The sequence below is a fragment of the Enterobacter cloacae complex sp. IR5422 genome (genome assembly GCF_049238165.1).
Taxonomy (GTDB): domain Bacteria; phylum Pseudomonadota; class Gammaproteobacteria; order Enterobacterales; family Enterobacteriaceae; genus Enterobacter; species Enterobacter roggenkampii.
This window is the reverse complement of sequence record NZ_JBMKHT010000003.1, coordinates 42060-64624: the sequence shown is the minus strand read 5'-3', so window position 1 is coordinate 64624 and position 22565 is coordinate 42060. Positions and strand designations below refer to the sequence as shown.

At 56.6% G+C, this 22565-nt stretch carries 19 protein-coding genes and 1 tRNA gene; 8 read left to right on the top strand and 12 right to left on the bottom strand.

All coding sequences use genetic code 11. The features are described from left to right. The first annotated feature begins 76 nt into the window (after positions 1-76). Positions 77-1513: a magnesium transporter gene (mgtE, locus tag ACOTXT_RS02655; RefSeq protein WP_045372658.1), complete on the top strand. Its 1437-nt coding sequence runs from the start codon at positions 77-79 to the stop codon at positions 1511-1513. Here the strand turns inward: mgtE and ACOTXT_RS02650 are convergent. Continuing rightward, positions 1476-2765 (bottom strand): SulP family inorganic anion transporter, encoded by a 1290-nt coding sequence (locus ACOTXT_RS02650; protein ID WP_333164092.1) that lies wholly within the window; start codon positions 2763-2765, stop codon positions 1476-1478. The two genes, mgtE and ACOTXT_RS02650, sit on opposite strands and share 38 nt — an antisense overlap. Before the next feature lie 187 nt (positions 2766-2952). Here ACOTXT_RS02650 and mqo point away from each other — a divergent pair, with 187 nt between their 5' ends. Beyond that, the gene (gene mqo / locus ACOTXT_RS02645; protein WP_023325740.1) at positions 2953-4602 is read left to right on the top strand and encodes a malate dehydrogenase (quinone); all 1650 of its coding nucleotides are present in this window, start codon (positions 2953-2955) and stop codon (positions 4600-4602) included. Between the two features lie 93 nt (positions 4603-4695). On the opposite strand, the gene eco is transcribed toward mqo, so the two are convergent. Next, positions 4696-5199 (bottom strand): serine protease inhibitor ecotin, encoded by a 504-nt coding sequence (eco, locus tag ACOTXT_RS02640; RefSeq protein WP_039024004.1) that lies wholly within the window; start codon positions 5197-5199, stop codon positions 4696-4698. A 209-nt stretch (positions 5200-5408) separates the two neighbouring features. Between eco and ACOTXT_RS02635 the strand changes: the two genes are divergently transcribed. Together ACOTXT_RS02635 and ACOTXT_RS02630 are read left to right on the top strand one after the other, a co-directional pair. Beyond that, positions 5409-5669 (top strand): DUF2534 family protein, encoded by a 261-nt coding sequence (locus tag ACOTXT_RS02635; RefSeq protein ID WP_008500962.1) that lies wholly within the window; start codon positions 5409-5411, stop codon positions 5667-5669. 124 nt (positions 5670-5793) lie between these two features. Continuing rightward, on the top strand, positions 5794-6981 hold the full coding sequence (locus ACOTXT_RS02630) for an MFS transporter (protein ID WP_023294093.1): 1188 nt from the start codon (positions 5794-5796) through the stop codon (positions 6979-6981). A gap of 37 nt (positions 6982-7018) precedes the next feature. Here the strand turns inward: ACOTXT_RS02630 and ACOTXT_RS02625 are convergent. The 3 genes from ACOTXT_RS02625 to ACOTXT_RS02615 all read right to left on the bottom strand — a co-directional run bounded on the left by ACOTXT_RS02625 (position 7019) and on the right by ACOTXT_RS02615 (position 9175). After that, positions 7019-7095 (bottom strand) — tRNA-Pro (locus ACOTXT_RS02625). Between the two features lie 72 nt (positions 7096-7167). Beyond that, on the bottom strand, positions 7168-8928 hold the full coding sequence (gene yejM, locus ACOTXT_RS02620) for an LPS biosynthesis-modulating metalloenzyme YejM (protein ID WP_216280205.1): 1761 nt from the start codon (positions 8926-8928) through the stop codon (positions 7168-7170). Positions 8929-8947: 19 nt separating this feature from the next. Next, positions 8948-9175: a YejL family protein gene (locus ACOTXT_RS02615; RefSeq protein ID WP_008500958.1), complete on the bottom strand. Its 228-nt coding sequence runs from the start codon at positions 9173-9175 to the stop codon at positions 8948-8950. A gap of 134 nt (positions 9176-9309) precedes the next feature. Between ACOTXT_RS02615 and yejK the strand changes: the two genes are divergently transcribed. Then, complete coding sequence (gene yejK / locus ACOTXT_RS02610) at positions 9310-10317, top strand: nucleoid-associated protein YejK (RefSeq protein WP_021241524.1); 1008 nt, start codon at positions 9310-9312, stop codon at positions 10315-10317. A gap of 50 nt (positions 10318-10367) precedes the next feature. Here the strand turns inward: yejK and rplY are convergent, their stop codons facing one another. Further along, positions 10368-10652 (bottom strand): 50S ribosomal protein L25, encoded by a 285-nt coding sequence (rplY, locus tag ACOTXT_RS02605; RefSeq protein ID WP_008500956.1) that lies wholly within the window; start codon positions 10650-10652, stop codon positions 10368-10370. A 125-nt stretch (positions 10653-10777) separates the two neighbouring features. After that, complete coding sequence (locus ACOTXT_RS02600; protein ID WP_021241523.1) at positions 10778-12538, bottom strand: DEAD/DEAH box helicase; 1761 nt, start codon at positions 12536-12538, stop codon at positions 10778-10780. A gap of 281 nt (positions 12539-12819) precedes the next feature. Between ACOTXT_RS02600 and rsuA the strand changes: the two genes are divergently transcribed. The 3 genes from rsuA to ACOTXT_RS02585 all read left to right on the top strand — a co-directional run bounded on the left by rsuA (position 12820) and on the right by ACOTXT_RS02585 (position 15363). Further along, the gene (gene rsuA, locus ACOTXT_RS02595; protein ID WP_021241522.1) at positions 12820-13527 is read left to right on the top strand and encodes a 16S rRNA pseudouridine(516) synthase RsuA; all 708 of its coding nucleotides are present in this window, start codon (positions 12820-12822) and stop codon (positions 13525-13527) included. A gap of 15 nt (positions 13528-13542) precedes the next feature. Then, positions 13543-14739 carry a Bcr/CflA family multidrug efflux MFS transporter gene (locus ACOTXT_RS02590; RefSeq protein WP_025913174.1) on the top strand — a complete coding sequence of 399 codons (1197 nt, stop codon included), beginning with the start codon at positions 13543-13545 and terminating at the stop codon, positions 14737-14739. 279 nt (positions 14740-15018) lie between these two features. Continuing rightward, positions 15019-15363, top strand: coding sequence for a YejG family protein (locus ACOTXT_RS02585; protein ID WP_008500952.1), 345 nt, complete (start codon positions 15019-15021; stop codon positions 15361-15363). 3 nt (positions 15364-15366) lie between these two features. Here the strand turns inward: ACOTXT_RS02585 and yejF are convergent, their stop codons facing one another. From yejF to ACOTXT_RS02560, 5 genes are all read right to left on the bottom strand, one after another. Continuing rightward, the gene (gene yejF / locus ACOTXT_RS02580) at positions 15367-16956 is read right to left on the bottom strand and encodes a microcin C ABC transporter ATP-binding protein YejF (RefSeq protein ID WP_333164098.1); all 1590 of its coding nucleotides are present in this window, start codon (positions 16954-16956) and stop codon (positions 15367-15369) included. Position 16957: 1 nt separating this feature from the next. Continuing rightward, on the bottom strand, positions 16958-17983 hold the full coding sequence (locus ACOTXT_RS02575) for an ABC transporter permease (RefSeq protein ID WP_008500950.1): 1026 nt from the start codon (positions 17981-17983) through the stop codon (positions 16958-16960). Further along, entirely contained in the window at positions 17983-19077 is a 1095-nt protein-coding gene (locus ACOTXT_RS02570; RefSeq protein WP_008500949.1) for a microcin C ABC transporter permease YejB, read from the bottom strand. The genes ACOTXT_RS02575 and ACOTXT_RS02570 overlap by 1 nt, the downstream gene beginning before the upstream one ends. Positions 19078-19086: 9 nt before the next feature. After that, positions 19087-20892, bottom strand: coding sequence for an extracellular solute-binding protein (locus ACOTXT_RS02565; RefSeq protein WP_095442732.1), 1806 nt, complete (start codon positions 20890-20892; stop codon positions 19087-19089). Positions 20893-20965: 73 nt separating this feature from the next. Beyond that, complete coding sequence (locus tag ACOTXT_RS02560; RefSeq protein WP_008500947.1) at positions 20966-22522, bottom strand: cyclic di-GMP phosphodiesterase; 1557 nt, start codon at positions 22520-22522, stop codon at positions 20966-20968. Positions 22523-22565 lie beyond the last annotated feature (43 nt).

The window sequence follows — 22565 nt, the reverse complement described above, 5'->3', positions numbered from 1 at the left end:
CCGGCCCGTTGTTTATTCTTATTTACATATCCTCGCGCTATGCTTAATACCAACTTATTTCATGGATTTATGATTGATGTCGGTATTAAAGAAAAACAGCGCCAGGCAGCGTGACCAGGAACGTGCGCGACTGATCTGGCTTCTCACGACCGATAAAGCGGTCACGTCTACGCTATTAGGCAAACTGACCCTGGCTGAGCAATATGATGTCGGCACGTTAGCCGACGATATTGCTGAGGTAGGTGCGCTGGTTGCTCATCTCCCGCCGCCGGATCTGGCGGACACCCTGGAAGCGCTTCCCTCGGAAGAACGTCACGCCCTGTGGCGGCTGGTGCAGGATCACGAGCGCGGACAGGTGCTGCTTGAGGCCTCGGAAAACGTCTGGGACGACCTGATCGACGAGATGAGCGACCGGGATATTCTTGACGCCCTGCAAACGCTGGATATCGACGAACAGATTTACCTGGTTCAACACCTGCCGCGAAACCTGACCGGCCGCCTGCTGGCGTCACTGCCTGCCGATGAACGCGCGCGCGTGCGCCAGGTGATGCATTACGAGAAAAACAGCGTCGGCGCGATTATGGAGTTTGGCGTTATCACGGTGCGCCCGGACGTGACGCTCGGCACCGTGCAGCGCTATCTGCGCCGCCTGGGCAAAATGCCGGATAACACCGATAAGCTGTTTGTCACCTCCCGGGATAAAACCCTGCTTGGCGAGCTGGAGCTGAAAACCATCCTGCTCAACAGCACCCAGCGGAAGGTGAGCGAGGTGATGGAAAACGAGCCGATGGTCTTCTCCCCGGAGGACGATGCGGAAAAAGCGGCGCGTACCTTCGAACGTGATGACCTCGTGAGTGCCGCCGTCGTGGACTCCGTCGGCAAACTGATGGGGCGTCTGACCATCGACGAGATCGTTGACGTGGTTTATGAAGAAACCGATAACGATCTGCGTGCGCTGGGGGGGATCAGCGCGGAAGATGACGTCCATGCTTCCGTCGGCAAGGCGGTGAAAACGCGCTGGGCGTGGCTGGCCATTAACCTGTGTACCGCGTTCATCGCTTCCCGCGTGATTGACGGCTTTGAACACACCATTTCGCAGCTGGTGGCGCTGGCCTCGCTGATGCCGATTGTGGCCGGGATTGGCGGCAACACCGGAAACCAGACCATTACCATGATCGTCCGCGCGCTGGCGCTGGAAAAAATTCAGCCCGGCAACTTCGCCTTTCTGATCTTCAGAGAGATGGGCGTAGCGCTGATCAACGGCCTGGTATGGGGCGGCATTATGGGCGGCATCACCTGGTGGCTGTATGACGATATGGCGCTAGGCGGCGTGATGATGCTGGCGATGGTGCTGAATCTGCTGGTGGCATCGATGATGGGCGTTATTATCCCGTTGACCATGACCAAACTGGGGCGCGACCCCGCGGTGGGGTCGAGCGTGATGATCACCGCCATCACCGATACCGGCGGTTTCTTTATTTTTCTTGGGCTGGCGACGATTTTTCTGCTTTAAGCCGACGCTTAATGCGGGCGGGAAGCAGCACCATGACGATTATCCCGCCCAGCACGCCAATCGCCAGATTGCCGGTTGATACCGTGGCGGCAACGGTGACCAGCATGACGACCGTTTCTGCAATCGGGGCCGTTTTCAGCGCGGCCGGCTGAAGGCTGTGCCAGCTGAAGGTTTTGACGGCGACGATGGCCATAATGCCCGCCAGCACCGCCATCGGGATGTTGGCCATCACGTCGCTGAGCGCCGTCACCAGGATCAGCAGCACGATGCCCGCAGCGAAGGTTGAAATTCGGCTTCGGCCTTTCCCCATCTCTACGTTAACGATGGTTTGTCCGATCATCGCGCAGCCTGCAATCCCACCGTAAAATCCGGCCAGAATATTGCCGACGCCTAATCCAATGCTTTCGCGGCGTTTACTTGACGGCGTCGCGGTCAGCTCATCCACCAGCTTTGCGGTCAGCAGGGATTCCAGCAGGCCGACAAACGCGATGCTCAACGCGCACGGCCAGATTATGCTCAGCGTCTGTAGATTGAGTGGGACCAGAAGTTCGCTAAGACCCGGCCAGCCGCCGCTCATGGCGCCTTCATCGCCCACGGTCGGCAGGCTTTGCCCGGTTGAAACGGTAAACAAGGTTAACAGCACAATCGCAATCAGTGGGGAAGGGATGCTTTTGAAATAGCGCGGCACCCACAGCACGATCAGTACCGTCAGCACGAACAGGCCCACAATCAGCGGGCTTCGGCTCCAGAAATGCGGAACCTGCGCAAAGAAAATCAATATCCCGAGGGCGTTAACAAACCCGGTCATGACCGACTGGGGAATAAAGCGCATCAGTCTGGCCATGCCGAGGAGGCCAAACAGAATCTGAATTACGCCAGCCATGAGCACGGCGGGAAGAATGTACTGTACGCCGTGCTCATGCACCATGGGCCCAATAACCAGCGCCACGGAACCGGCCGCGGCCGTGACCATCGCCGGGCGACCGCCCAGTACAGACAGGGCAAGACAGAGCACAACGGAAGCGATCAGGCTGACCTTCGGGTCAACGCCCGCCACAACGGAAAATGAGATGACCTCGGGGATCAGCGCCAGGGCGGTAATCACGCCAGCCAGCGTTTCACGCGTCAGCTGCTTAGGGGAACGCAGCACGCTGGCGACACGGTTTTCGGGAGAGACAGCAGAATGGGGTAGGGACATAACGTTTCGCTGGTTAGGGCAGGCTTCCGTGCGCGCGATCACAAAACGCAACATACTAGCCAGTTAAACCGCGCTTTACCAGACGCTTCGATAATTCCTCACAAACAATCCATCATTAAATTTCACAATTACAATAATTTCGTAACCTTTAAACAATATTTAAAAGTTGTTACCGTGCCCCCGCAGCTTGTTTCACCTGCACTTTCCACGCATCAAGCACTTTTACACTAAGGCATAAATTATGAAAAAAATGACTGCCATGCTCTTTTCTCTGGCCGTGGGGCTTAACACCGTCTCCATGGCGGCGAAAGCTGACGCACCAAAAGAGCAGGAAACGGACGTCCTTTTAATCGGTGGCGGTATCATGAGCGCCACGCTGGGAACCTATCTGCAAGAACTGCAGCCGGACTGGTCAATGACCATGGTCGAGCGCCTTGATGGCGTGGCGCAGGAGAGTTCGAACGGCTGGAACAACGCCGGTACCGGCCATTCGGCACTCATGGAACTGAACTATACGCCGCAGAAAAAGGACGGTTCCATTAGTATCGAGAAGGCGGTAGAGATCAACGAGGCGTTCCAGGTTTCTCGCCAGTTCTGGTCTCACCAGGTCAACAGCGGCGTACTGCACGACCCGCACTCTTTCATCAACACCGTACCGCACATGAGCTTTGTGTGGGGCGAGCAGAACGTCAACTTCCTGCGCGCGCGCTACGCCGCACTGCAGCAGAGCACGCTGTTCCGCGGAATGAAATACTCTGAAGACCACGCGCAGATTAAAGAGTGGGCTCCGCTGGTCATGGAAGGTCGTGACCCGAACCAGAAAGTGGCGGCGACCCGTACCGAAATTGGTACCGACGTCAACTACGGTGAAATTACCCGTCAGCTGGTGACGTCTCTGAAGAAAAAAGAGAACTTCAACCTGCAGCTCAGCACCGAAGTGCGCGGTTTCAAGCGCAACGCGGATAACAGCTGGAGCGTGACCGTTGCCGATCTGAAAAACAACGAAGCCGAGCACGTCATCAAGGCGAAGTTTGTCTTTATCGGTGCGGGCGGTGCCGCGCTGAAACTGCTGCAGGAGTCCGGTATTCCGGAAGCGGATGACTACGCGGGCTTCCCGGTGGGCGGTCAGTTCCTGGTGTCCGATAACCCGGAAGTGGTGAATCGTCATCTGGCAAAAGTGTACGGTCAGGCTTCCGTGGGCGCGCCGCCAATGTCTGTTCCGCACATCGATACCCGTATGCTTGACGGCAAACGCGTGGTGCTGTTTGGCCCGTTCGCGACCTTCTCCACTAAATTCCTGAAAAACGGCTCCCTGTGGGATCTGCTGAGCGCAACCACCACCTCTAACGTCAAGCCGATGATGGACGTGGGGCTGGATAACTTCGATCTGGTGAAATACCTGATTAGCCAGGTGATGCTGTCTGACGACGACCGTTTCGAAGCGCTGAAAGAGTACTATCCTGAGGCGAAGAAAGAAGACTGGCGTCTGTGGCAGGCGGGTCAGCGCGTGCAGATCATCAAGCGCGATCCGAAAGAGGGCGGCGTGCTGCGTCTGGGCACCGAAGTGGTGAGCGATAAGGACGGCACCATCGCCGCGCTGCTGGGGGCGTCACCGGGTGCGTCTACCGCTGCGCCAATCATGCTGCACCTGATGGAAAAAGTGTTTAAAGATAAAGTCGCCAGTCCGGAATGGCAGGCGAAGCTGAAGACCATTATTCCATCCTACGGCACGAAGCTGAACGGTAACGTGAGCGCGACGGAGCAGGAGCTGGAATACACCAGCCGCGTACTGCAGCTGCAGTACATCAAACCGCAGGCTGCGGATGCTGCGCCAAAAGCGGAGCTGAAGCCTCAGCCGGAAAACAAACCGGTTGCGGATATCGCGCTGTAAGGTAAAAAAGCCGGGTGGCACTGACGCCTACCCGGCGTATGTTCGGTGTTATTTTGTAGGTCGGGTAAGGCGAAGCCGCCACCCGACTTAATTTCAACGTACGACAGCCTGCTCAATCTTCTCTTCAGCTTTCCACACGCGATACTTCACTTCCACATTTTCAGGCGTATAGACCACGATCGGCAACTTGCTGTTGTAGCGCAGCAGGCTGTTGTCGCCCAGATAGGCGGTCACAAATTTCTTCTCTTTCTTGCCATCCGGGCAGGCCATCATGGTGGAGACTGGAGAGGTGACTTTATCAAAGACGTAATAGTCGTAACCCCAGCCTTCCAGCGTTTTGCTTTCCAGCTGACCACCCAGACGATGCTGGTTGCAGTCCACTTCCAGCGTCTTGCCAATTAACAGCTCCACTTTGTAGTTCGCTTCATCCTGCTGAACCGGAAGCTGAATCACCTGACGCGTCATCCCTTTATCCGCTTTCGGATACGGGGCGACTTTTTCCAGCGGCTGCTCTTTAGGTGTTTCGCTGGCGAAAGCGCTGGTGCTGACACACGCGGCGGCGATGAGTGCGATGGCAAATTTAGGTGCGTTTTTCATTGTCATTCCTTTATGTCAAAACGATCCTGCACAGGTTAACATAGCGACCGTGAATGATTGGTGTTATTTACTTACATTTTCAATATATACAGCGTAATAAACCAGCTATTTGTTATTTATGCAGGTGTTTGTACTGGCGTGGAGTCTGACAGGCGTTTGTGTTATTTTAGACACTATATAATGTTATTCATCTGTAAAAGGGAAGAGAGATGGTTCGTGCAAAACTGAAAACGCCTGAAGGCCGCAAGTTCCTCCTGGCGCTGCTGGTCGTGTTTATGATTGCTGCCGCGTGCGTGGGGCGGGCCACGATTGTTGGCGTCATCGAACAGTACAACATTCCTCTCTCTGCCTGGACAACCAGCATGTATGTCCTGCAATCGGCGATGATCTTTGTCTACAGCCTGGTATTCACCGTTCTGCTGGCTATACCGCTGGGTATTTTTTTCCTGGGCGGACGTGAGAAGCACTAAGCACCGATTTGCGATAACTGAGCCATCCTGCGGGGTGGCTTTTTTTATGCCTGATAATTTTTATTCGCCTTTCCAGGATATTCTGTTGAGAGCACCTTTGTTTACAGAAAGCAGGAGAGGCTTAATGCAATCCCGGTTTGCCACGCTCCGCCAGATCCCAAAAGGTGTCTGGGTGGTCGGTGGAGTAAGTATGTTGATGGATATCTCTTCGGAGATCATTCACAGCCTGCTGCCATTGTTTATGGTCACGACGCTGGGCGCCAGCGTGATTTTCATTGGTTTGATTGAAGGCCTGGCTGAGGCCACTGCGCTGTTTATCAAGGTGTTTTCCGGCGCCATCAGTGACTATCTGGGCAAGCGTAAAGGGCTGGCGGTTCTGGGCTACGGTCTTGGCGCGTTGAGTAAACCGTTGTTCGCTATCGCCTCTTCTTCAGGCATGATTCTGGGGGCACGCTTAATCGACCGGGTCGGGAAGGGGATCCGGGGAGCGCCGCGCGATGCGCTGGTTGCTGACGTTACGCCGCCGGAACTTCGCGGCGCGGCCTTTGGGCTGCGTCAGTCGATGGACACCATCGGCGCATTTCTCGGGCCGCTGCTGGCAGTAGGATTGATGCTGCTGTGGAACGATGATTTTCGCACGATTTTCTGGATCGCGGTGATCCCCGGCGTGCTCGCCGTGGCGCTGCTTTTCTTCGGCCTGCATGAGCCGAAAACGCCCGTCGAACATAAACGCACGAACCCCATCAAAAAAGAGAACCTCAGGCGTCTCGGGAAAGGCTGCTGGTGGGTGATTGGTCTGGGGGCCATCTTCACGCTCGCACGCTTCAGTGAAGCCTTTCTTGTCCTGCGCGCACAGCAGTCGGGGGTGCCGCTGGCGCTGATCCCGCTGGTGATGGTGGCCATGAATCTGCTCTATTTCCTCTCTGCCTATCCGTTTGGCAAGTTATCGGACCGGATGAGCCACACCCGGCTACTGCAGTGGGGTCTGGTGATGCTGATTGGAGCAGATATTGTGCTGGCGCTGAGCACCCACTGGGCTGGAATGCTTCTGGGCGTTGCGCTTTGGGGAGTGCATATGGGGATGACGCAGGGGCTGCTGGCGGCAATGATCGCAAAAACGGCGCCTGCAGATCTGCGCGGTACCGCCTACGGCATTTTTAGTCTGGTCAGCGGCGTGGGATTGTTAGTCGCCAGCCTGGGGGCAGGAGCCATCTGGGAAACGTTTGGGGCGGAATATACGTTTTATGCCGGGGCGGTGATTTGTCTGGTAACGCTTGTGTACCTGCGCAAAACGCCGGACGAGGCGAAATAAAAAACCAGCCATAAGAGGCTGGTTTTCAATGTATTTTTGGTCGGCACGAGAGGATTTGAACCTCCGACCCCCGACACCCCATGACGGTGCGCTACCAGGCTGCGCTACGTGCCGACGCATAGAAAGAATACTACTCGATTCCGTTTTGAATGCAAGGAAATCCGTCGCTAACTGGTTTATTATTAATCAGTTAGCGACAAAACGCTTCTCATCCGTCAGGACCTGCAGCAGCAGGCTCAGCTGCGGTTTCTGGTCTTTCAGCCGTTCACCCTGCAGGTTATACGTCTGATAATTCCCGTTGCTGTTCAGCACCAGCGTCAGCTTCGGCGTGGTCACCACCAGCGTATTATTCCCTGCTGCCGTAACCCAGTTATGGCGGCGCGCGGCGCTGAAGAGATCCTGGCCCTGCGAATACTCGTTTGCTGGCGTGCTGACGTGCAGCAGGCGTTGCATCAGGGTGGTCATCACATCTTTATGCTCGGAAAGCATAGTGATGCGCTGCGCCGGGGTGCCCGGCCAGTGGATGACCAGCGGAACCTGCAGGTTAGGGCGTGACCAGCTCATGCTCTTCGTCTCGTCACCTAACGGGACGCCATGGCCTGCCGTCACGATCACCACGGTGTTGTCCAGCTTGCCGGACTCACGTAGCGCGTCAAGCACGCGGGCAATCTGTGCATCAACATCACCCGCCGCGCGGCCGTAGCGGCGCGCGAAATCACTCTTGTTGCTGTTAGCAAGCGTTGTGCCGTTAAAGGCAACCCATGAGAACCAGCGGTTATCTTCCTGGGCATAGCGCTGTAGCCAGTTTATCCATTGGCTGGCGGTCTGCGCATCGGACTGATTCTGTGCCGCCGGCAGTGAGAAATCAGACAGCAGCGCCTGGCGGTAGAGCGGGCTGTTAAAGCCATCGGATGAGAACAACCCTAACTGATAGCCCTGCTGATTCAGCCCGGTGATCAGCGCCGCAGGCGTGCGGGTAGAGAGTACGCCGTCCATGTATCCGGCTGAAATGCCATAGAAGAGGCCAAAGATGCCCGCGTCGGTTGTGTTACCGGAGCTCATGTGCTGAGTAAACGTGACGTTTTGACTCGCGAAATTGGCCAGGGCTGGCATCTGCTTCTCATAACGGGAATAGTTCAGGCCGTCGACGGTGATGAGCAGGACGTTTTGCCCGCGGCCCATATCGCGATAGCGCAGGTCGCTCAGAGGATACTGCACGCTGACGGCTTCCGGGTTACCCTGCTCGATAAGACGGCGCTGGTACTCCTGCGCATCAAGCAGGCCATGTTTCTCGAGGAAGCGACGGGCCGTCATCGGGTACGAGAGCGGCAGGTTCGCGCGCTGCATAGTAATAGGACGATAGAAGTTCGCATCCGCCCAGATATACATGATGTGCGAACTGATAAAGGAGACGAAGAAGAGCGCGGCGACGGGCTTCGCGTAATGGCGTCGCCGGGTCAGGCTACGCAGTTTTTGCCAGCTCCAGGTGGCAAACAGCATCTCAATCAACAGGATCACCGGGACGCTGATAAACATCAGCTGCCAGTCGCGGGCCGTTTCGTTCTGGTCGGGGTTAATCACCAGCTCCCAGACGATGGGGTTGAGATGCAGGTGGAAGCGGGTGAACACTTCACTGTCGATAAGCAGCAGCGTCATCCCCACCGTCGCAAGGATGGCGGACAAGAATCGCATCAGACGCTGCGACATGACGATAAACGTCAGGGGGAACAGGATCAGCAGATAGGTGGCGAAAACCAAAAAGCTAAAGTGACCGACAACGCTTATCCAGGAGTAGATACGCCCGGTGAGCGTTGTTGGCCAGTCTGCGACAAACAGATAACGACAGCCAATGACCGTCGCCAGCAGAATGTTGAACAGGGCAAACCAGTGCCCCCAGCTGACCATCTGGGAGACTTTTTCACGGTAGCGCTGACGATTCGTCACCATAAACTGTTGTTCGTATCCCTTAATGGGCCGGGTCGTTGCTGACGGACGACTGTAAAGCCTGGGCGAAAGATTTTGCGATCGCCTGACGCTGAGCCGGAGCAACGCTGGTGTTAATCAGGTTGGTGACCATATTTCCCAAAACCATCAGGGAGAGATCGGTCGGCGTTTTATGTTTTTCCAGTACGTTGACCAGCTCACTGAGCAGTTGTTCAACGTGTTCATCACTGTAGCGGGAATGTTGTGGCATAAATCAAAATCAGTTTGTTGATGAAAGGGCAACATATTACCGTAGCAACAGCTTTTTTTCCCCTTTTTTATCTGTTGTTGCACACATGTCCTGGTGGTGGTTGAATACCGCCCGGTCTAAAAGGAGAGTTTATCATGAGTCTGGAAATCAACCAGATTGCCCTGCACCAGCTTATCAAGCGCGATGAGCAAACCCTTGAAGTGGTGCTGCGCGATTCGTTACTGGAACCCACGGCGACCGTTGTGGAGATGATGGCAGAGCTGCATCGCGTCTACAGCGCCAAAAATAAAGCCTATGGGCTGTTCAACGAAGAGAGTGAACTGGCCGATAGCCTGCGCCTGCAGCGCCAGGGTGAAGAGGATTTCCTGGCGTTTAGCCGTGCGGCAACCGGGCGTCTGCGCGATGAGCTGGCGAAATATCCGTTCGCCGACGGCGGGATCGTGCTGTTCTGCCACTACCGCTATCTGGCGGTCGAGTACCTGCTGGTTACCGTGCTGAATAACTTAAGCAGCATGCGCGTGAACGAGCAGCTGGATATCAGCTCGACGCATTATCTGGATATCAACCATGCGGATATCGTGGCGCGTATTGATTTGACCGAGTGGGAAACCAACCCGGAGTCGACCCGCTACCTGACTTTCCTGAAGGGACGCGTGGGCCGCAAAGTGGCGGATTTCTTCATGGACTTCCTCGGTGCCAGTGAAGGGCTTAACGCCAAAGCGCAGAACAAAGGGCTGCTCCAGGCGGTTGACGATTTCACAGCCGAAGCGCAGCTTGATAAATCTGAGCGCCAGACGGTGCGCCAGCAGGTTTACAGCTACTGCAACGAACAGCTGCAGGCTGGGGAAGAGATTGAGCTGGAGTCGCTGTCAAAAGAGCTGGCGGGCGTTAGCGAAGTCAGCTTCCAGGAATTTACCGCAGAAAAGGGCTATGAGCTTGAAGAGAGCTTCCCGGCGGATCGCAGCACGCTGCGTCAGTTAACCAAGTTTGCCGGCAGCGGCGGCGGGTTAACCATCAACTTTGATGCGATGCTGCTGGGGGAACGTATCTTCTGGGATCCGGCCACCGATACGCTGACCATTAAGGGTACGCCGCCGAATCTGCGCGATCAGCTTCAGCGCCGCACCTCGGGCGGTAAATAGCAGGCACAAAAAACCCCGCAGAAGCGGGGTTTTTTTCGACGGGTTTGCGATTACGCGCGAACGAAGTCGATGTGAGTCAGTTTTGGCTTGAACGCGTGACGCTGAACAGCCTGAACTTTCACTTTTTCTTCTTTACCGCCAACAACGATGGTCAGAACTTCGCTGTAGAATTCAGCTTTGGTCTGCAGGTTCCACAGTTTGTCGTGATCCAGTTCGATTGCAACTGGAGCAGCTTCGCCACCGTAAACGATAGCCGGGAACTTGTTAGCGGTACGCAGGCGGCGGCTCGCACCCTTACCCTGCACGTTACGTACTTCTGCTTCGATAGTGAACATTGATTTCTCTCTGTATTTAAAACCCTACTACAGGCGACCCAGCAGCAGGTGAGTGTTCTGCCTCACGGATGTGAAGCGGGCGGCATTTTATACTCAAATGCCCCTCACATCAATGAAAAGTCCCGCTAACCGCGCAATTCGTTGGCGCGACGGAAGCGACCTTCGTAGTCAAAGAGCTTCTCGCGCACCTGCCAGTACTGGCCTTTCTTACGGGCGACGACAAAATCCGGATGGCGCAACAACACCTGCTGGCGCACGATATCGGCCACGGTGATCCAGCGCAGGGGCACGCCCGGGGTGCGGGTGTGCGGGCGAATAAACAGCTGTTCGAAGGCCGTTCGCTGGGCAGGCGTCTGGACCCGGAAGCGCTCGCTGACGTCCGCCCCGTCCTCGTCGTAATAGGTGATTTTCAGCCATTCGCCTTTTTCATCCGCGCCGGGCTGCAGCGCCATGCCGGAACAGCGCAGCACCAGCGCATCTTTCAGCTTTAGCGCCGCTTTCAGCATGTCGTCCGGGTCAACCAGCACCGTGTCGCACTCCCGACAGCGGCGAGCGGCAATGTCATTTTCGGCGTTGCACTGCGGGCAGTTTTTGAAGCGGAAACGAAAATCGCACTGCTCACGATGCCCTTCATCATTTTCAAACCAGCCCTGACAGCGGCGGCCAAAATGTTCGATCAGCGTACCGTCGGCGGTGGTTTTGCCCCAGAAGGTGTTGGCAAACCCGCAGGCAGGGCAAAAGACCTGCACGGGCACGTTGTCGCTTTTTCCTTTTGGCGCGCCGACCTCAGGCGTATAGAGATCGTGCGGGTTACCGGCATAATCCAGGATCAGACAGTCGGTTTTCCCCGGCGCCAGACGCAGGCCGCGGCCAACAATTTGCTGATACAGACTGACCGATTCGGTCGGGCGCAAGATAGCGATCAGGTCGACGTGCGGGGCGTCAAAGCCGGTGGTCAACACCGACACGTTAACCAGATAGCGGAACTGCTGGGCTTTAAAGGCCTCAATCAGGCGGTCGCGCTCGGGGCCGGGCGTCTCGCCGGTGATGAGCGCCGCGTCGCCGGAGGGCAGTAACCCGGTGATTTCGCGCGCGTGCTCAACGGTGGCGGCAAAGATCATCACCCCTTTGCGCGTCGCGGCGAACTCCTCAATCTGGCTGATGATATGCGGCGTAATGCGCTTTTGCTTTTTCAGCTCCTGGTTAAGATCCGCTTCGCTGAATAACCCGTTGCTCTGCGCCTGCAGGCGGCTGAAATCGTACTGCACCACCGGCATATCCAGCCGTTCAGGCGGCGTCAGGTAGCCATGTTTAATCATGTAGCGCAGCGGAAGCTCGTAGATGCAGTCGCTAAACAGGGCCTTGTCATCGCCGCGCACCATGCCGTGATAATGGTAACGATAGATCCAGCCTTTCCCCAGACGAAACGGGGTCGCCGTCAGGCCCAGCAGGCGCAGGTGAGGGTTCACGTCTTTCAGGTGCGTCAGGATTTGCTGATACTGGCTGTCGTCGTCATCGCTGATGCGGTGACACTCGTCGACAATCAGCAGCGAAAATTCGCTGCGAAACAGATCCAGATTGCGGGCCACCGACTGCACGCTGCCAAACACCACCTTGCCGTGGCTCTCTTTACGCTTTAGACCGGCGGCGAAAATGTCGGCTTCCAGTCCAAGTGCACAATACTTGGCATGGTTTTGCGCGACGAGCTCTTTAACGTGCGCCAGCACCAGCACGCGGCCGCGGGCCAGACGCGCCAGCTCGGCAATGACCAGGCTTTTGCCTGCGCCGGTCGGGAGCACAATCGCCGCCGGCTCGCGATGTTTACGGAACCAGGCGAGGGTGGCGTCAACGGCTTCCTGCTGATAGGGACGAAGTGTAAAAGTCATGGGGTCTCGGTTTTGTTATTCCGCACATATACCCGTCATACTTCAAGTTGCCTGTGCGTTGGCTGCACTCGTTCACCCCGGTCACTTACTTATGTAAGCTCCCGGGGATTCACTCCTTTGCCGCCTTCATGCAACTCGAATTATTTAGGGTATAGATAGTATGCCACGAAACTTTTTCCCTTGAGTGGCGCAACCAGACCATTATACTGAACCGTTCCAGACTGCTTCTATTTTCGGACCTGTTGTCCGACTTCCTGCACCATTAAGGCTAAAAAGATTTCATGCGACTTGATAAGTTTATCGCTCAGCAACTCGGCGTAAGCCGCGCTATTGCCGGGCGCGAAATTCGCGCCAGCCGCGTTACCGTGGATGGCGACATTGTGAGAGACAGCGCGTTCAAACTGCAACCTGACCATCAGGTGGAGTATGACGGCAATCCGCTGACCCAGCAGCACGGTCCTCGCTACTTCATGCTCAATAAGCCGGAAGGCTACGTCTGCTCAACGGACGATCCGGATCACCCGACGGTGCTCTATTTCCTCGACGAACCGGTGGCGCACAAGCTGCATGCCGCAGGCCGCCTCGATATCGACACCACCGGTCTGGTGCTGATGACCGACGACGGTCAGTGGTCGCATCGCATCACCTCTCCACGCCACCACTGCGAGAAAACCTATCTCGTGACGCTGGAGTCACCGGTGTCGGATGACACGGCAGAGCACTTCGCGAAAGGCGTGCAGCTGCATAATGAAAAAGATCTGACTAAACCGGCGGTGCTTGAAGTCATCACCCCGACGGAGGTCCGTCTGACCATCAGCGAAGGGCGCTACCATCAGGTGAAACGTATGTTTGCCGCGGTGGGGAACCACGTTGTTGGCCTGCATCGCGAACGGATTGGTGCGATTGAACTCGATCCCGACCTTGCGCCAGGCGAATACCGTCCGTTAACGGAAGAAGAGATCGCCAGCGTCGGTCTGCCTTCGCACTAATTTCAGGAGAACCCTGTGACCATCAGGCCACACTCGTCGTTCAAAATCGTCTTCATTCTTGGCCTGCTGGCCATGCTGATGCCGCTGTCTATTGATATGTACCTGCCCGCGCTGCCGGTCATTTCCGCGCAGTTTGGCGTCCCGGCGGGCAGCGCGCAGATGACGCTCAGCACCTATATTCTCGGCTTTGCCCTTGGCCAGCTGTTTTATGGCCCGATGGCGGACAGCCTTGGACGCAAGCCCGTCATTCTGGGCGGGACGCTGGTCTTTGCGGCCGCTGCGGTTGCCTGTGCGCTGGCCCAGACCATCGACCATCTGATTATCATGCGCTTCTTCCACGGTCTGGCGGCGGCAGCGGCAAGCGTGGTGATTAACGCCCTGATGCGCGATATCTACCCGAAAGAAGAGTTCTCCCGCATGATGTCGTTTGTCATGCTGGTGACGACGATTGCGCCGCTGGTGGCCCCAATGGCGGGTGGTGCGGTGCTGGTGTGGTTCAGCTGGCATGTGATTTTCTGGATCCTGGCCCTGGCCGCGCTGCTGGCCTCGGCAATGATCTTCTTCTTTATAGATGAAACGCTTCCCGTCGAGCGCCGCCAGAAGTTTCACATCCGTACCACCATCGGCAACTTTGCCTCGCTGTTTCGCCACAAGCGCGTGCTCAGCTATATGCTGGCAAGCGGGTTCAGCTTCGCCGGAATGTTCTCCTTCCTGAGCGCCGGGCCGTTTGTCTACATCGAGCTTAACCACGTGTCGCCGCAGCACTTCGGCTATTACTTTGCGCTTAACATCGTCTTCCTGTTCATCATGACCATCATCAACAGCCGCTTTGTCCGGCGGGTGGGGGCGCTGAACATGTTTCGCGCGGGGCTGTGGATCCAGTTTGTGATGGCGATCTGGCTGGTGGTGAGCGCGTTTCTGGGCGTGGGCTTCTGGGCGCTGGTGGTCGGCGTAGCGGCCTTTGTCGGCTGCGTGTCGATGGTGTCGTCCAATGCGATGGCGGTGATTCTGGATGAGTTCCCGCACATGGCGGGGACCGCCTCTTCCCTGGCGGGGACGTTCCGCTTCGGCATCGGCGCTATCGTTGGCGCGTTGCTTTCTATGGCCACCTTTACGACGGCATGGCCCATGCTGTGGGCGATGGCTTTTTGCGCAACCAGCTCGATACTCTTCTATCTTTACGCCAGTCGACCGCGAAAAGCGGCCCACTAAAACACAGAGAAGGCCCGGCAGGGCCTTTTTTGTTGATGCATATCAACCAAACCCCCGTTCGTTTATGCCGTGTTTGTTTATTTTATGTAAAATCTATTTGTGTAAAAAGTCACATCATTGTATTCAAAAAGGTTGAGTTAGATCGCAGAAACGGGTACATATAGCGCCGACGCGAGCCTGAATACCGATAAAAAAGTGCTGAATAGTGCAGGCTGGCGATGATGTGTTACTATAAATGTAAATAAATTGTGAAGTAAATTTTGCTTCCGGGGAACGAACGTGAATACATTACAACTTTCTATTGTCCATCGCTTGCCCCAGAGCTATCGCTGGTCGGCGGGTTTTGCTGGTTCGAAAGTTGAACCGATTCCGCAAAACGTCGCGGGCTGTGAAAACTGCCTGGTGGCGCTCAAGCTGCTGAGCCCGAGCGATGAAAATGCATGGCGGGTGATGGAGCGTCTCAGTCAGGCCCTGACGGATATCGAAGTGGACAGCTCCGTGCTGGAATGCGAAGGGGAGCCGTGCCTGTTTGTGAAAAGCCAGGACGAGTTTGCTGCCACCTGCCGCCTGAAAAATTTTGGCGTTGCTATTGCAGAGCCTTTCTCCGGCCAGTATCCATTCTGAGCGCTAGTCTGACGACAACAGCTGGCGCGTGTAGCGCTGCGTTGGCGCGCTAAATACGCGCTGGCACTCTCCCTGCTCGACCACCTCTCCCTGTCGCAACACAATCACCTGATGGCATAGCGCCCGCACCACCTGCAAATCATGGCTGATAAAGATATAGGCCAGCCGGTGCTTTTCCTGTAGCCCTTTAAGCAGCGCCAGGATCTGCGCCTGAACGGTCCTGTCCAGAGACGACGTCGGTTCATCCAGAATAATTAGCTCCGGTTTCAGGATCAGCGCGCGGGCAATGGCGATACGCTGGCGCTGCCCGCCGGAAAATTCCGCAGGATAGCGGTGGCGCGTCTCGGGATCTAAACCGACTTCAACCATTACCCGCATGACCTCCTGCTCGCGCTGCTGCGCGCTCAGGCCGGGCTGATGGACGCGCAGGCCCTCTTCGACAATCTGTAACACGCTGAGCCGCGGGTTAAGCGAGGAGTTGGGATCCTGAAAGACCACCTGCATGCGAGGACGTACGGGCAGCATCTGCCGCCGGTTCCAGCGGTGCAGCGGCATGCCGTCAAACAGGATTTCGCCCTGTGAGGCAATTAAGCGCAGCAGCGCCAGACCGGTGGTGCTTTTACCCGAGCCGGATTCGCCCACCAGCCCGAGGGATTCGCCCGGGCGCAGCGAGAAGCGGATATTTTTTAACACCGGGTTGCGATCGACAATGCGGCGCAGAATACCTTTGCGGATCGGGAACGAGACGGACAGATCCTCAACGCGCAGCAGCGGCGTGCTGTCAGCGTCGAGGGGAACCGGGTCGCCGGAGGGTTCGCTGTCGAGCAGGCGCTGCGTATAGGGGTGTTGCGGCGCGCTCAGCAGCGTGGACGCCGCATTCTGTTCAACACAGCGGCCGTTTTGCATCACCGCGACGCTGTCGGCCAGCTTTCTCACAATGCTCAGGTTGTGCGTGATAAACAGCAGGCTCATGTTCAGCTCGTCACGCAGGTCCCGCAGCAGCGTCAGTATTTGCGCCTGTACCGTCACGTCCAGCGCCGTTGTGGGCTCGTCGGCAATCAACAGCTCGGGGCGCGTCAGCAGCGCCATGGCGATCATCACGCGCTGGCGTTCGCCGCCGGAGAGCTGATGCGGAAAATCATTCAGCCGTTTGGCCGCATTGCGTATGCCTGTGCGCTCAAGACAATCCAGAATTTCTCCCCGCGCGGCCTCTTTGCGCATCCCACGGTGCAGGGAGAGCACTTCATAGAGCTGTTTTTCCAGGCTGTGCAGAGGGTTAAGCGACACCATCGGCTCCTGGAAGATCATCGCGATTTTGTTGCCGCGAATGCCGCGCAGGGTCTGTTCGTCGGCGTGCAGCAGCGAACGGCCGTGAAAAAGGATATCCCCTTGCGGGTAGCTCACCGGCGGAGAAGGCAGCAGCCGCAGGATGGAGAGCGCCGAAACGCTCTTGCCTGAACCCGACTCACCCACCAGGGCCAGCGTTTCACCGCGCTGGATCTGCAGCGTCAGGTCGCTGACCACGGTGCGCGTCTCGTCCTGTTTTGAAAAGGCAATCGCCAGGTTATCAATACGGAGCAGGGGCTGGGTCATTTTAAACCGCCTTGTTCGGATCAAAGGCATCGCGCACGGCTTCGCCAATAAAAATCAGCAGCGACAGCAGCACGGCCACGGAAAGAAAGGCGGCGATGCCTAACCACGGCGCCTGCAGGTTGTTCTTGCCCTGCAGCAGCAGTTCGCCGAGCGACGGGGAACCCAACGGTAGCCCGAAACCGAGAAAATCCAGTGAGGTGAGGGTGGTGATGGAGCTGCACAGAATAAACGGCAGGAAGGTGAGCGTTGCCACCACGGCGTTGGGCAGCATATGGCGGAAGATGATCCCGCGGTCGCTCACGCCAAGCGCCTGCGCGGCGCGAATATAGTCGAAATTACGGGTGCGCAGAAACTCGGCCCTGACCACACCGACCAGCGCCATCCAGCCGAACAGGACGGTGATGCCTAATAGCCACCAGAAGTTGGGCTGTACGACGCTGGAAAGCAGGATGATCAGAAACAGCGTCGGCATGCCTGACCAGACCTCAATCACCCGCTGGCCCCATAGGTCAATTTTCCCGCCGTAGTAGCCCTGAATGGCGCCCGCCACGACGCCCATCACGCTGGAGAAGATCGTCAGCATCAGCCCAAAGAGAAGCGAAATACGCGTGCCATACAGGATGCGCGCCAGCACGTCGCCGCCGTTAGCATCCGTTCCCAGCCAGTTTTGCGCGGAGGGCGGGGAAGGGAAGGGGGTCGTGGTGGCGAAGTTAATGCTGTTTGCACCAAAACGCACCGGCGCCCAGAGCGCCCAGCCGTGCTGCTCAATCTGCTGGCGAAGCCACGGGTCCTGATACTCTGCCGGCGTCGCAAACGGGCCGCCAAAGTCGCTTTCGTTGTAATTGGCGATGACCGGCACGTACCAGCGATCGTTAAAATGCACCAGCAGCGGTTTATCGTTAGCGATCAGTTCTGAAAACAGGCTTAAGACAAACAGCACGGCAAAAATCCACAGCGACCAGTAGCCGCGGCGGTTGTGGCGAAAGCGGGCCCAGCGGGCCTGGTTGACGGGGCTTAAACGCGGCATCATCGGCCCTCAAAATCGATTCGGGGATCGACCAGCGTATAGCTGATATCGCTGATGATATTCAGCAGCAGGCCAATCAGGGTGAAAATATAGAGCGTGCCGAACATTACCGGATAATCACGCGACACGGTGGCCTCATAGCCCAGCAGGCCCAGACCGTTAAGCGAGAACATCACCTCTATCAGCAGCGAGCCGGTAAAAAACATACTGATGAACGTGGCCGGAAATCCGGCGATCACCAGCAGCATGGCGTTGCGGAACACGTGCTTCCACATGATCTGCTTTTCGCTCACGCCTTTAGCGCGGGCCGTGACGACGTACTGTTTACGAATTTCATCGAGAAAGGCGTTTTTGGTCAACATGGTCAGGGCCGCAAACCCGCCAATGACCGTGGCCAGAACCGGCAGCGTGATATGCCAGAGGTAGTCGGTGATTTTCTGGTACCACGGCAGGGAGCTGAAATCGGCGGAGACGAGCCCCCGCAGCGGGAAGAGATCAAAATAACTGCCCCCGGCAAAAAAGACGATCAGCAGAACGGCGAACAGAAACGCCGGGATGGCATAGCCGATAATGATAAACGTGCTGCTCCAGATATCGAACCGGCTGCCGTTGTACACCGCTTTGCGGATCCCAAGCGGTATAGAGACCAGATAGATGATCAGCGTACCCCACAGCCCGAGCGTGATCGAAACCGGCAGGCTTTGCTTGATCAGCGTCAGCACTGACGCACTGCGAAACAGGCTATCGCCAAAATCAAAGCGGATGTAATCCCAGAGCATTTTGAAATAGCGCTCGTGAATCGGTTTATCAAAGCCGTAGCGGTGGGTGATCTCGGCGATCACCTCCGGATCCAGCCCGCGTCCGCCGCGGTAATGGCTTTCGCTGATATTCCCTACGCCAGTTCGCGCATGGCTGGCGCCCATCCCTTCACCGCCGCCGCCCGGCATGCCGCCGCTGTTGCCAAATTCAATGGCGGCAATGGCCTGATCGACCGGCCCACCGGGAGCGATTTGCACAATAAAAAAGTTAATCGTGATGATGGCCCACAGGGTGGGGATGACCAGCAGCAGACGGCGGAGAAGATAGGCACCCATGATAATTCCTTATCGCCGCTCAGCGGGAAGTCTGGCGGCTTTGTTAACGTCATACCACCAGGTGTCAAAGCCCAGAGAATAGACCGGGCGCACGGCAGGCACGGAGAACTTATCCCAGCGCGCAAGGCGATCTTCGCCCATATACCACATCGGCAGCATGTAGTAGTTCCAGGTTAAGACCCTGTCGAGGGCGCGCCCGAGCGGCACGAGCTTGTCTTTATCCCCCTGCGCCGCCACGATTTTCGCAATCAGCGCATCAATCGCCGGGCTTTTTACCCCCGGCGCATTGTACGAGGAGTCGATGTAGCTGGAGGCCCAGGAGATTTGCAGGTCCGAGCTAGGCCACGGCTGCGCGGGCCACAGGCGCTGCATCATGTCGTAATCACGGCTGCGCATGCGGCTGGTGATCTGCGCGTTATCAACCTGGCGAATGTTCATGGTCACGCCCAGCCGCTCAAGGTTGTGCTTAAACGGCAGCACCCACTGGTCGTTGCCCCCGGACGAGAGCAGCAGTTCAAAGCTGAGTGGCTTGCCCGTTTTGGCATCCACACGTTTTTGATTCTTCAGGTGCCAGCCTGCGTCATCCAGCAGCTTGCTGGCTTTGAGCAGGTTGTCGCGGTCGTAACCGTCACCGTTTGAAGCAGGCGGCTGAAACACCGTTGTAAACACCTCTGGCGGTACCTCTGCTTTAAGGGGGGCCAGCAGAACCAGTTCGTCGGCTTTCGGATAATCGCGCGCGGCGTATTCGGTATTCTGAAAATAGCTGTTGGCGCGGCTATAAGCCCCGTAAAACAGCGCTTTGTTCATCCACTCAAAATCAAAGGCCAGGGAGATGGCTTCCCGCACCCGGCGGTCATTAAATACCGGACGCTGAATATTAAACGCCAGCCAGCGGGTGTCCTGGGCAGATTCATTTTTGTGTTCGTCTTTGACGATATAGCCTTTGGCGAAATTTTTGCCGATATAGCGGGTCGCCCAGTTTTTAGCGCTGCTCTCGACGCGCAAATCGAAGGCCCCGGCTTTGAACGCCTCAAACGCCACGTTATCGTCGAGGTAGTAATCATAGCGAAGGGTGTCGAAGTTCCAGCGTCCGCGGTTGACCGGCAGATTGGCCGCCCAGTAGTCTTTGACGCGGGAATAGACGACATATTGCCCCATGCGCCAGTCGGTAATGCGGTAGGGGCCGCCAGCCAGCGGAGGCGTTGAAAGCGGGTCGCTCAGCTTATGATTTTTCCAGAACGATTCCGGCATCACCGGCAGCGAGAACAGGCTGAGCATATTCTCTTTGTTCGGTTCGCTCAGCTCAATGCGCACAGTGAGCGGCGCGATGGCTCTGACCGACGCGCCTTTATATACGATGCGGAACTGGGGGACGCCTTCGGTCATGAATTTATGGAAGGTGAACGCAACGTCGCTGGCCTTCACCGGTGTGCCATCGTGAAAACGTGCCCGCGGGTTCAGCGAGATTTCCGCCCAGGCGAAGTTATCGGCGTAACGTACGTTCTCGGCAATCAGCGGATAGTAGCTGCCGGGCTCGTCATCGGAGGTGACAAAGAGCGTATCGTAAAGCGATTCCGTTCGCGCGGCCGCCACGCCGCGCAGGGCGTAGCGGTTGAAGTTGTCGAAGGTTCCCGTGGCGGAAAGCGTGACCTTACCGCCTTTTGGCGCGGCAGGGTTGACGTAATCGAAGTGCGTAAAATTGACCGCGTATTTCGGCTCGCCAATCACCGCGAAGGCGATATTCTCTTTGATGGTTTGCGCCTGGCTGGACAGGCTCGTGAATGCCAACATCAGCAACATAAAGCGCATAAGCATCTCGCGGCAGCTCCCTCTCTACAGACCGGCTCGGTTAAGCTGAATAATAAGTGACGTCACGGGCAATGTGAAATTAATCGCCTTCGGGCGAAATATCAGGCCGCCATTCGCGGAACTGCGCCAGCGGCATCGGGCGGCTAATCCAGTATCCCTGCAGGAAGTTAACGCCGTGTTCGCGCAGCCAGGCCGCCTGTTCCGGCGTCTCTACCCCTTCGGCGACGGTCGACATATTCAGTCGTCTTGCCAGCGTCAGAACGGCATCCAGCACCGGCGACGTCACGGTCTCGGTACCGATCGCATTAACAAAACCACGGTCGATTTTGAGGTAGTCCATGGTGAAATGCTCAAGGTAAATCAGCGCGCTGTGGCCTGTACCAAAATCATCAATGGCGATTTCAAACCCTTCGTTATGCAGCCATTCGAAAAGGGTGTTGGCCTCCCGATGGTTGAGCATATCGCGCTCGGTAATTTCCAGCACGATCTGGAAGTAATCCGGCGGCAGCAGGGCTTTGAAGGTGCGCATATCGTCCTTGAAGCTTTCCGCATGCAGATGCCCCGGTGCAATGTTAATACCCACCTTTGCGCCCGGAGGTAACAGCGTTTGTAACACAGGAGCATCGTGAATGATAAGGTCAAAGAGATGCAGCGTCAGCGGGACAATCAGCTTCTGTGCTTCGGCAAAATTGATAAACGCGTCCGGCGGAATTTCCCCCATTGTCGGGTGTTTCCAGCGCATCAGGACTTCGAGCCCGGTCATCCTGAGCGATTTGGCATCGACGACGGGCTGATAAACCACATAAAACTGACCGCGCTTTATAGCGCTTAAAATTTCTTTACCCGGGTTGAGCCGAATGCTGAGGATGTAGTAGTTAAGCGATCCGGCACAAATCCCGCATACCAGCCCGAAGAACAGCGCGTAGAGAATTTCATCGCTGGTCCATGCGTCCGCATACAGGTTGATGGTCAGGGGGAGGTCTTTCAGCGTCGCCGTGCGGACCGGGATGTCATGCAAGTCGCGGGTATGAACCAGCGTGCTGGACCGCGTCGACAAGGCGTTATCGCCGATAATGATAGCGATACCCGCGAACTCGTCCTGGCGCTCAGTATAAAGCAGGTAAGGCGTCAGATTAATATTCACAGAAGTGAACACCCCGCCGTCCTTCACTAATGGGTTGCGGTACCAGATCGCAATCGCAGGTTCATCAGGCAGCATGGGGGTACCCGGAAGCAACGCCATATCGATCTGTTTATTGATATTCAGCTCAGGTATGAGCGTCTCCATCGGGGCATTCATCGGGCCTGTTGCCGAGGAGCAGAATGCCATCTTGTCCCGGACCAGCAGGAAGGCGCGAACGTTAATGCTGAAGGCCGCGCGTGAGGTGAGTTCCTGGTTGACGTCCTGGCACGTGTTCAGCGTGAGAGGCTGGAGGACATTGACCGCTTTTTTTAGGTCTTCGAAATAGCTCCCCATGTAGGCGCTCACATCATTCACCAGGGTGTCGAATTTGACTTCCCGCTTGTGGTAACTCCACGAAAATTGCAGGGAACCCAGGAGCAGGGCGGTGATGAGACCCGTGATAATACTGAGGATCAGTATTTTACGATTACTGGAGAAGTAGCGGGTGAGCATAGACGTCGTGATTCCTGAAAAGCCGCTTGATGTATTCAGTGTA

Bases quoted from the DNA above. Each gene is read 5' to 3' on its own strand.
- mgtE (WP_045372658.1), top strand. From the start codon at position 77: ATGTCGGTATTAAAGAAAAACAGCGCCAGGCAGCGTGACCAGGAACGT.
- ACOTXT_RS02650 (WP_333164092.1), bottom strand. From the start codon at position 2,765: ATGTTGCGTTTTGTGATCGCGCGCACGGAAGCCTGCCCTAACCAGCGA.
- mqo (WP_023325740.1), top strand. From the start codon at position 2,953: ATGAAAAAAATGACTGCCATGCTCTTTTCTCTGGCCGTGGGGCTTAAC.
- eco (WP_039024004.1), bottom strand. From the start codon at position 5,199: ATGAAAAACGCACCTAAATTTGCCATCGCACTCATCGCCGCCGCGTGT.
- ACOTXT_RS02635 (WP_008500962.1), top strand. From the start codon at position 5,409: ATGGTTCGTGCAAAACTGAAAACGCCTGAAGGCCGCAAGTTCCTCCTG.
- ACOTXT_RS02630 (WP_023294093.1), top strand. From the start codon at position 5,794: ATGCAATCCCGGTTTGCCACGCTCCGCCAGATCCCAAAAGGTGTCTGG.
- yejM (WP_216280205.1), bottom strand. From the start codon at position 8,928: ATGGTGACGAATCGTCAGCGCTACCGTGAAAAAGTCTCCCAGATGGTC.
- ACOTXT_RS02615 (WP_008500958.1), bottom strand. From the start codon at position 9,175: ATGCCACAACATTCCCGCTACAGTGATGAACACGTTGAACAACTGCTC.
- yejK (WP_021241524.1), top strand. From the start codon at position 9,310: ATGAGTCTGGAAATCAACCAGATTGCCCTGCACCAGCTTATCAAGCGC.
- rplY (WP_008500956.1), bottom strand. From the start codon at position 10,652: ATGTTCACTATCGAAGCAGAAGTACGTAACGTGCAGGGTAAGGGTGCG.
- ACOTXT_RS02600 (WP_021241523.1), bottom strand. From the start codon at position 12,538: ATGACTTTTACACTTCGTCCCTATCAGCAGGAAGCCGTTGACGCCACC.
- rsuA (WP_021241522.1), top strand. From the start codon at position 12,820: ATGCGACTTGATAAGTTTATCGCTCAGCAACTCGGCGTAAGCCGCGCT.
- yejF (WP_333164098.1), bottom strand. From the start codon at position 16,956: ATGACCCAGCCCCTGCTCCGTATTGATAACCTGGCGATTGCCTTTTCA.
- ACOTXT_RS02575 (WP_008500950.1), bottom strand. From the start codon at position 17,983: ATGCCGCGTTTAAGCCCCGTCAACCAGGCCCGCTGGGCCCGCTTTCGC.
- ACOTXT_RS02570 (WP_008500949.1), bottom strand. From the start codon at position 19,077: ATGGGTGCCTATCTTCTCCGCCGTCTGCTGCTGGTCATCCCCACCCTG.
- ACOTXT_RS02565 (WP_095442732.1), bottom strand. From the start codon at position 20,892: ATGCTTATGCGCTTTATGTTGCTGATGTTGGCATTCACGAGCCTGTCC.
- ACOTXT_RS02560 (WP_008500947.1), bottom strand. From the start codon at position 22,522: ATGCTCACCCGCTACTTCTCCAGTAATCGTAAAATACTGATCCTCAGT.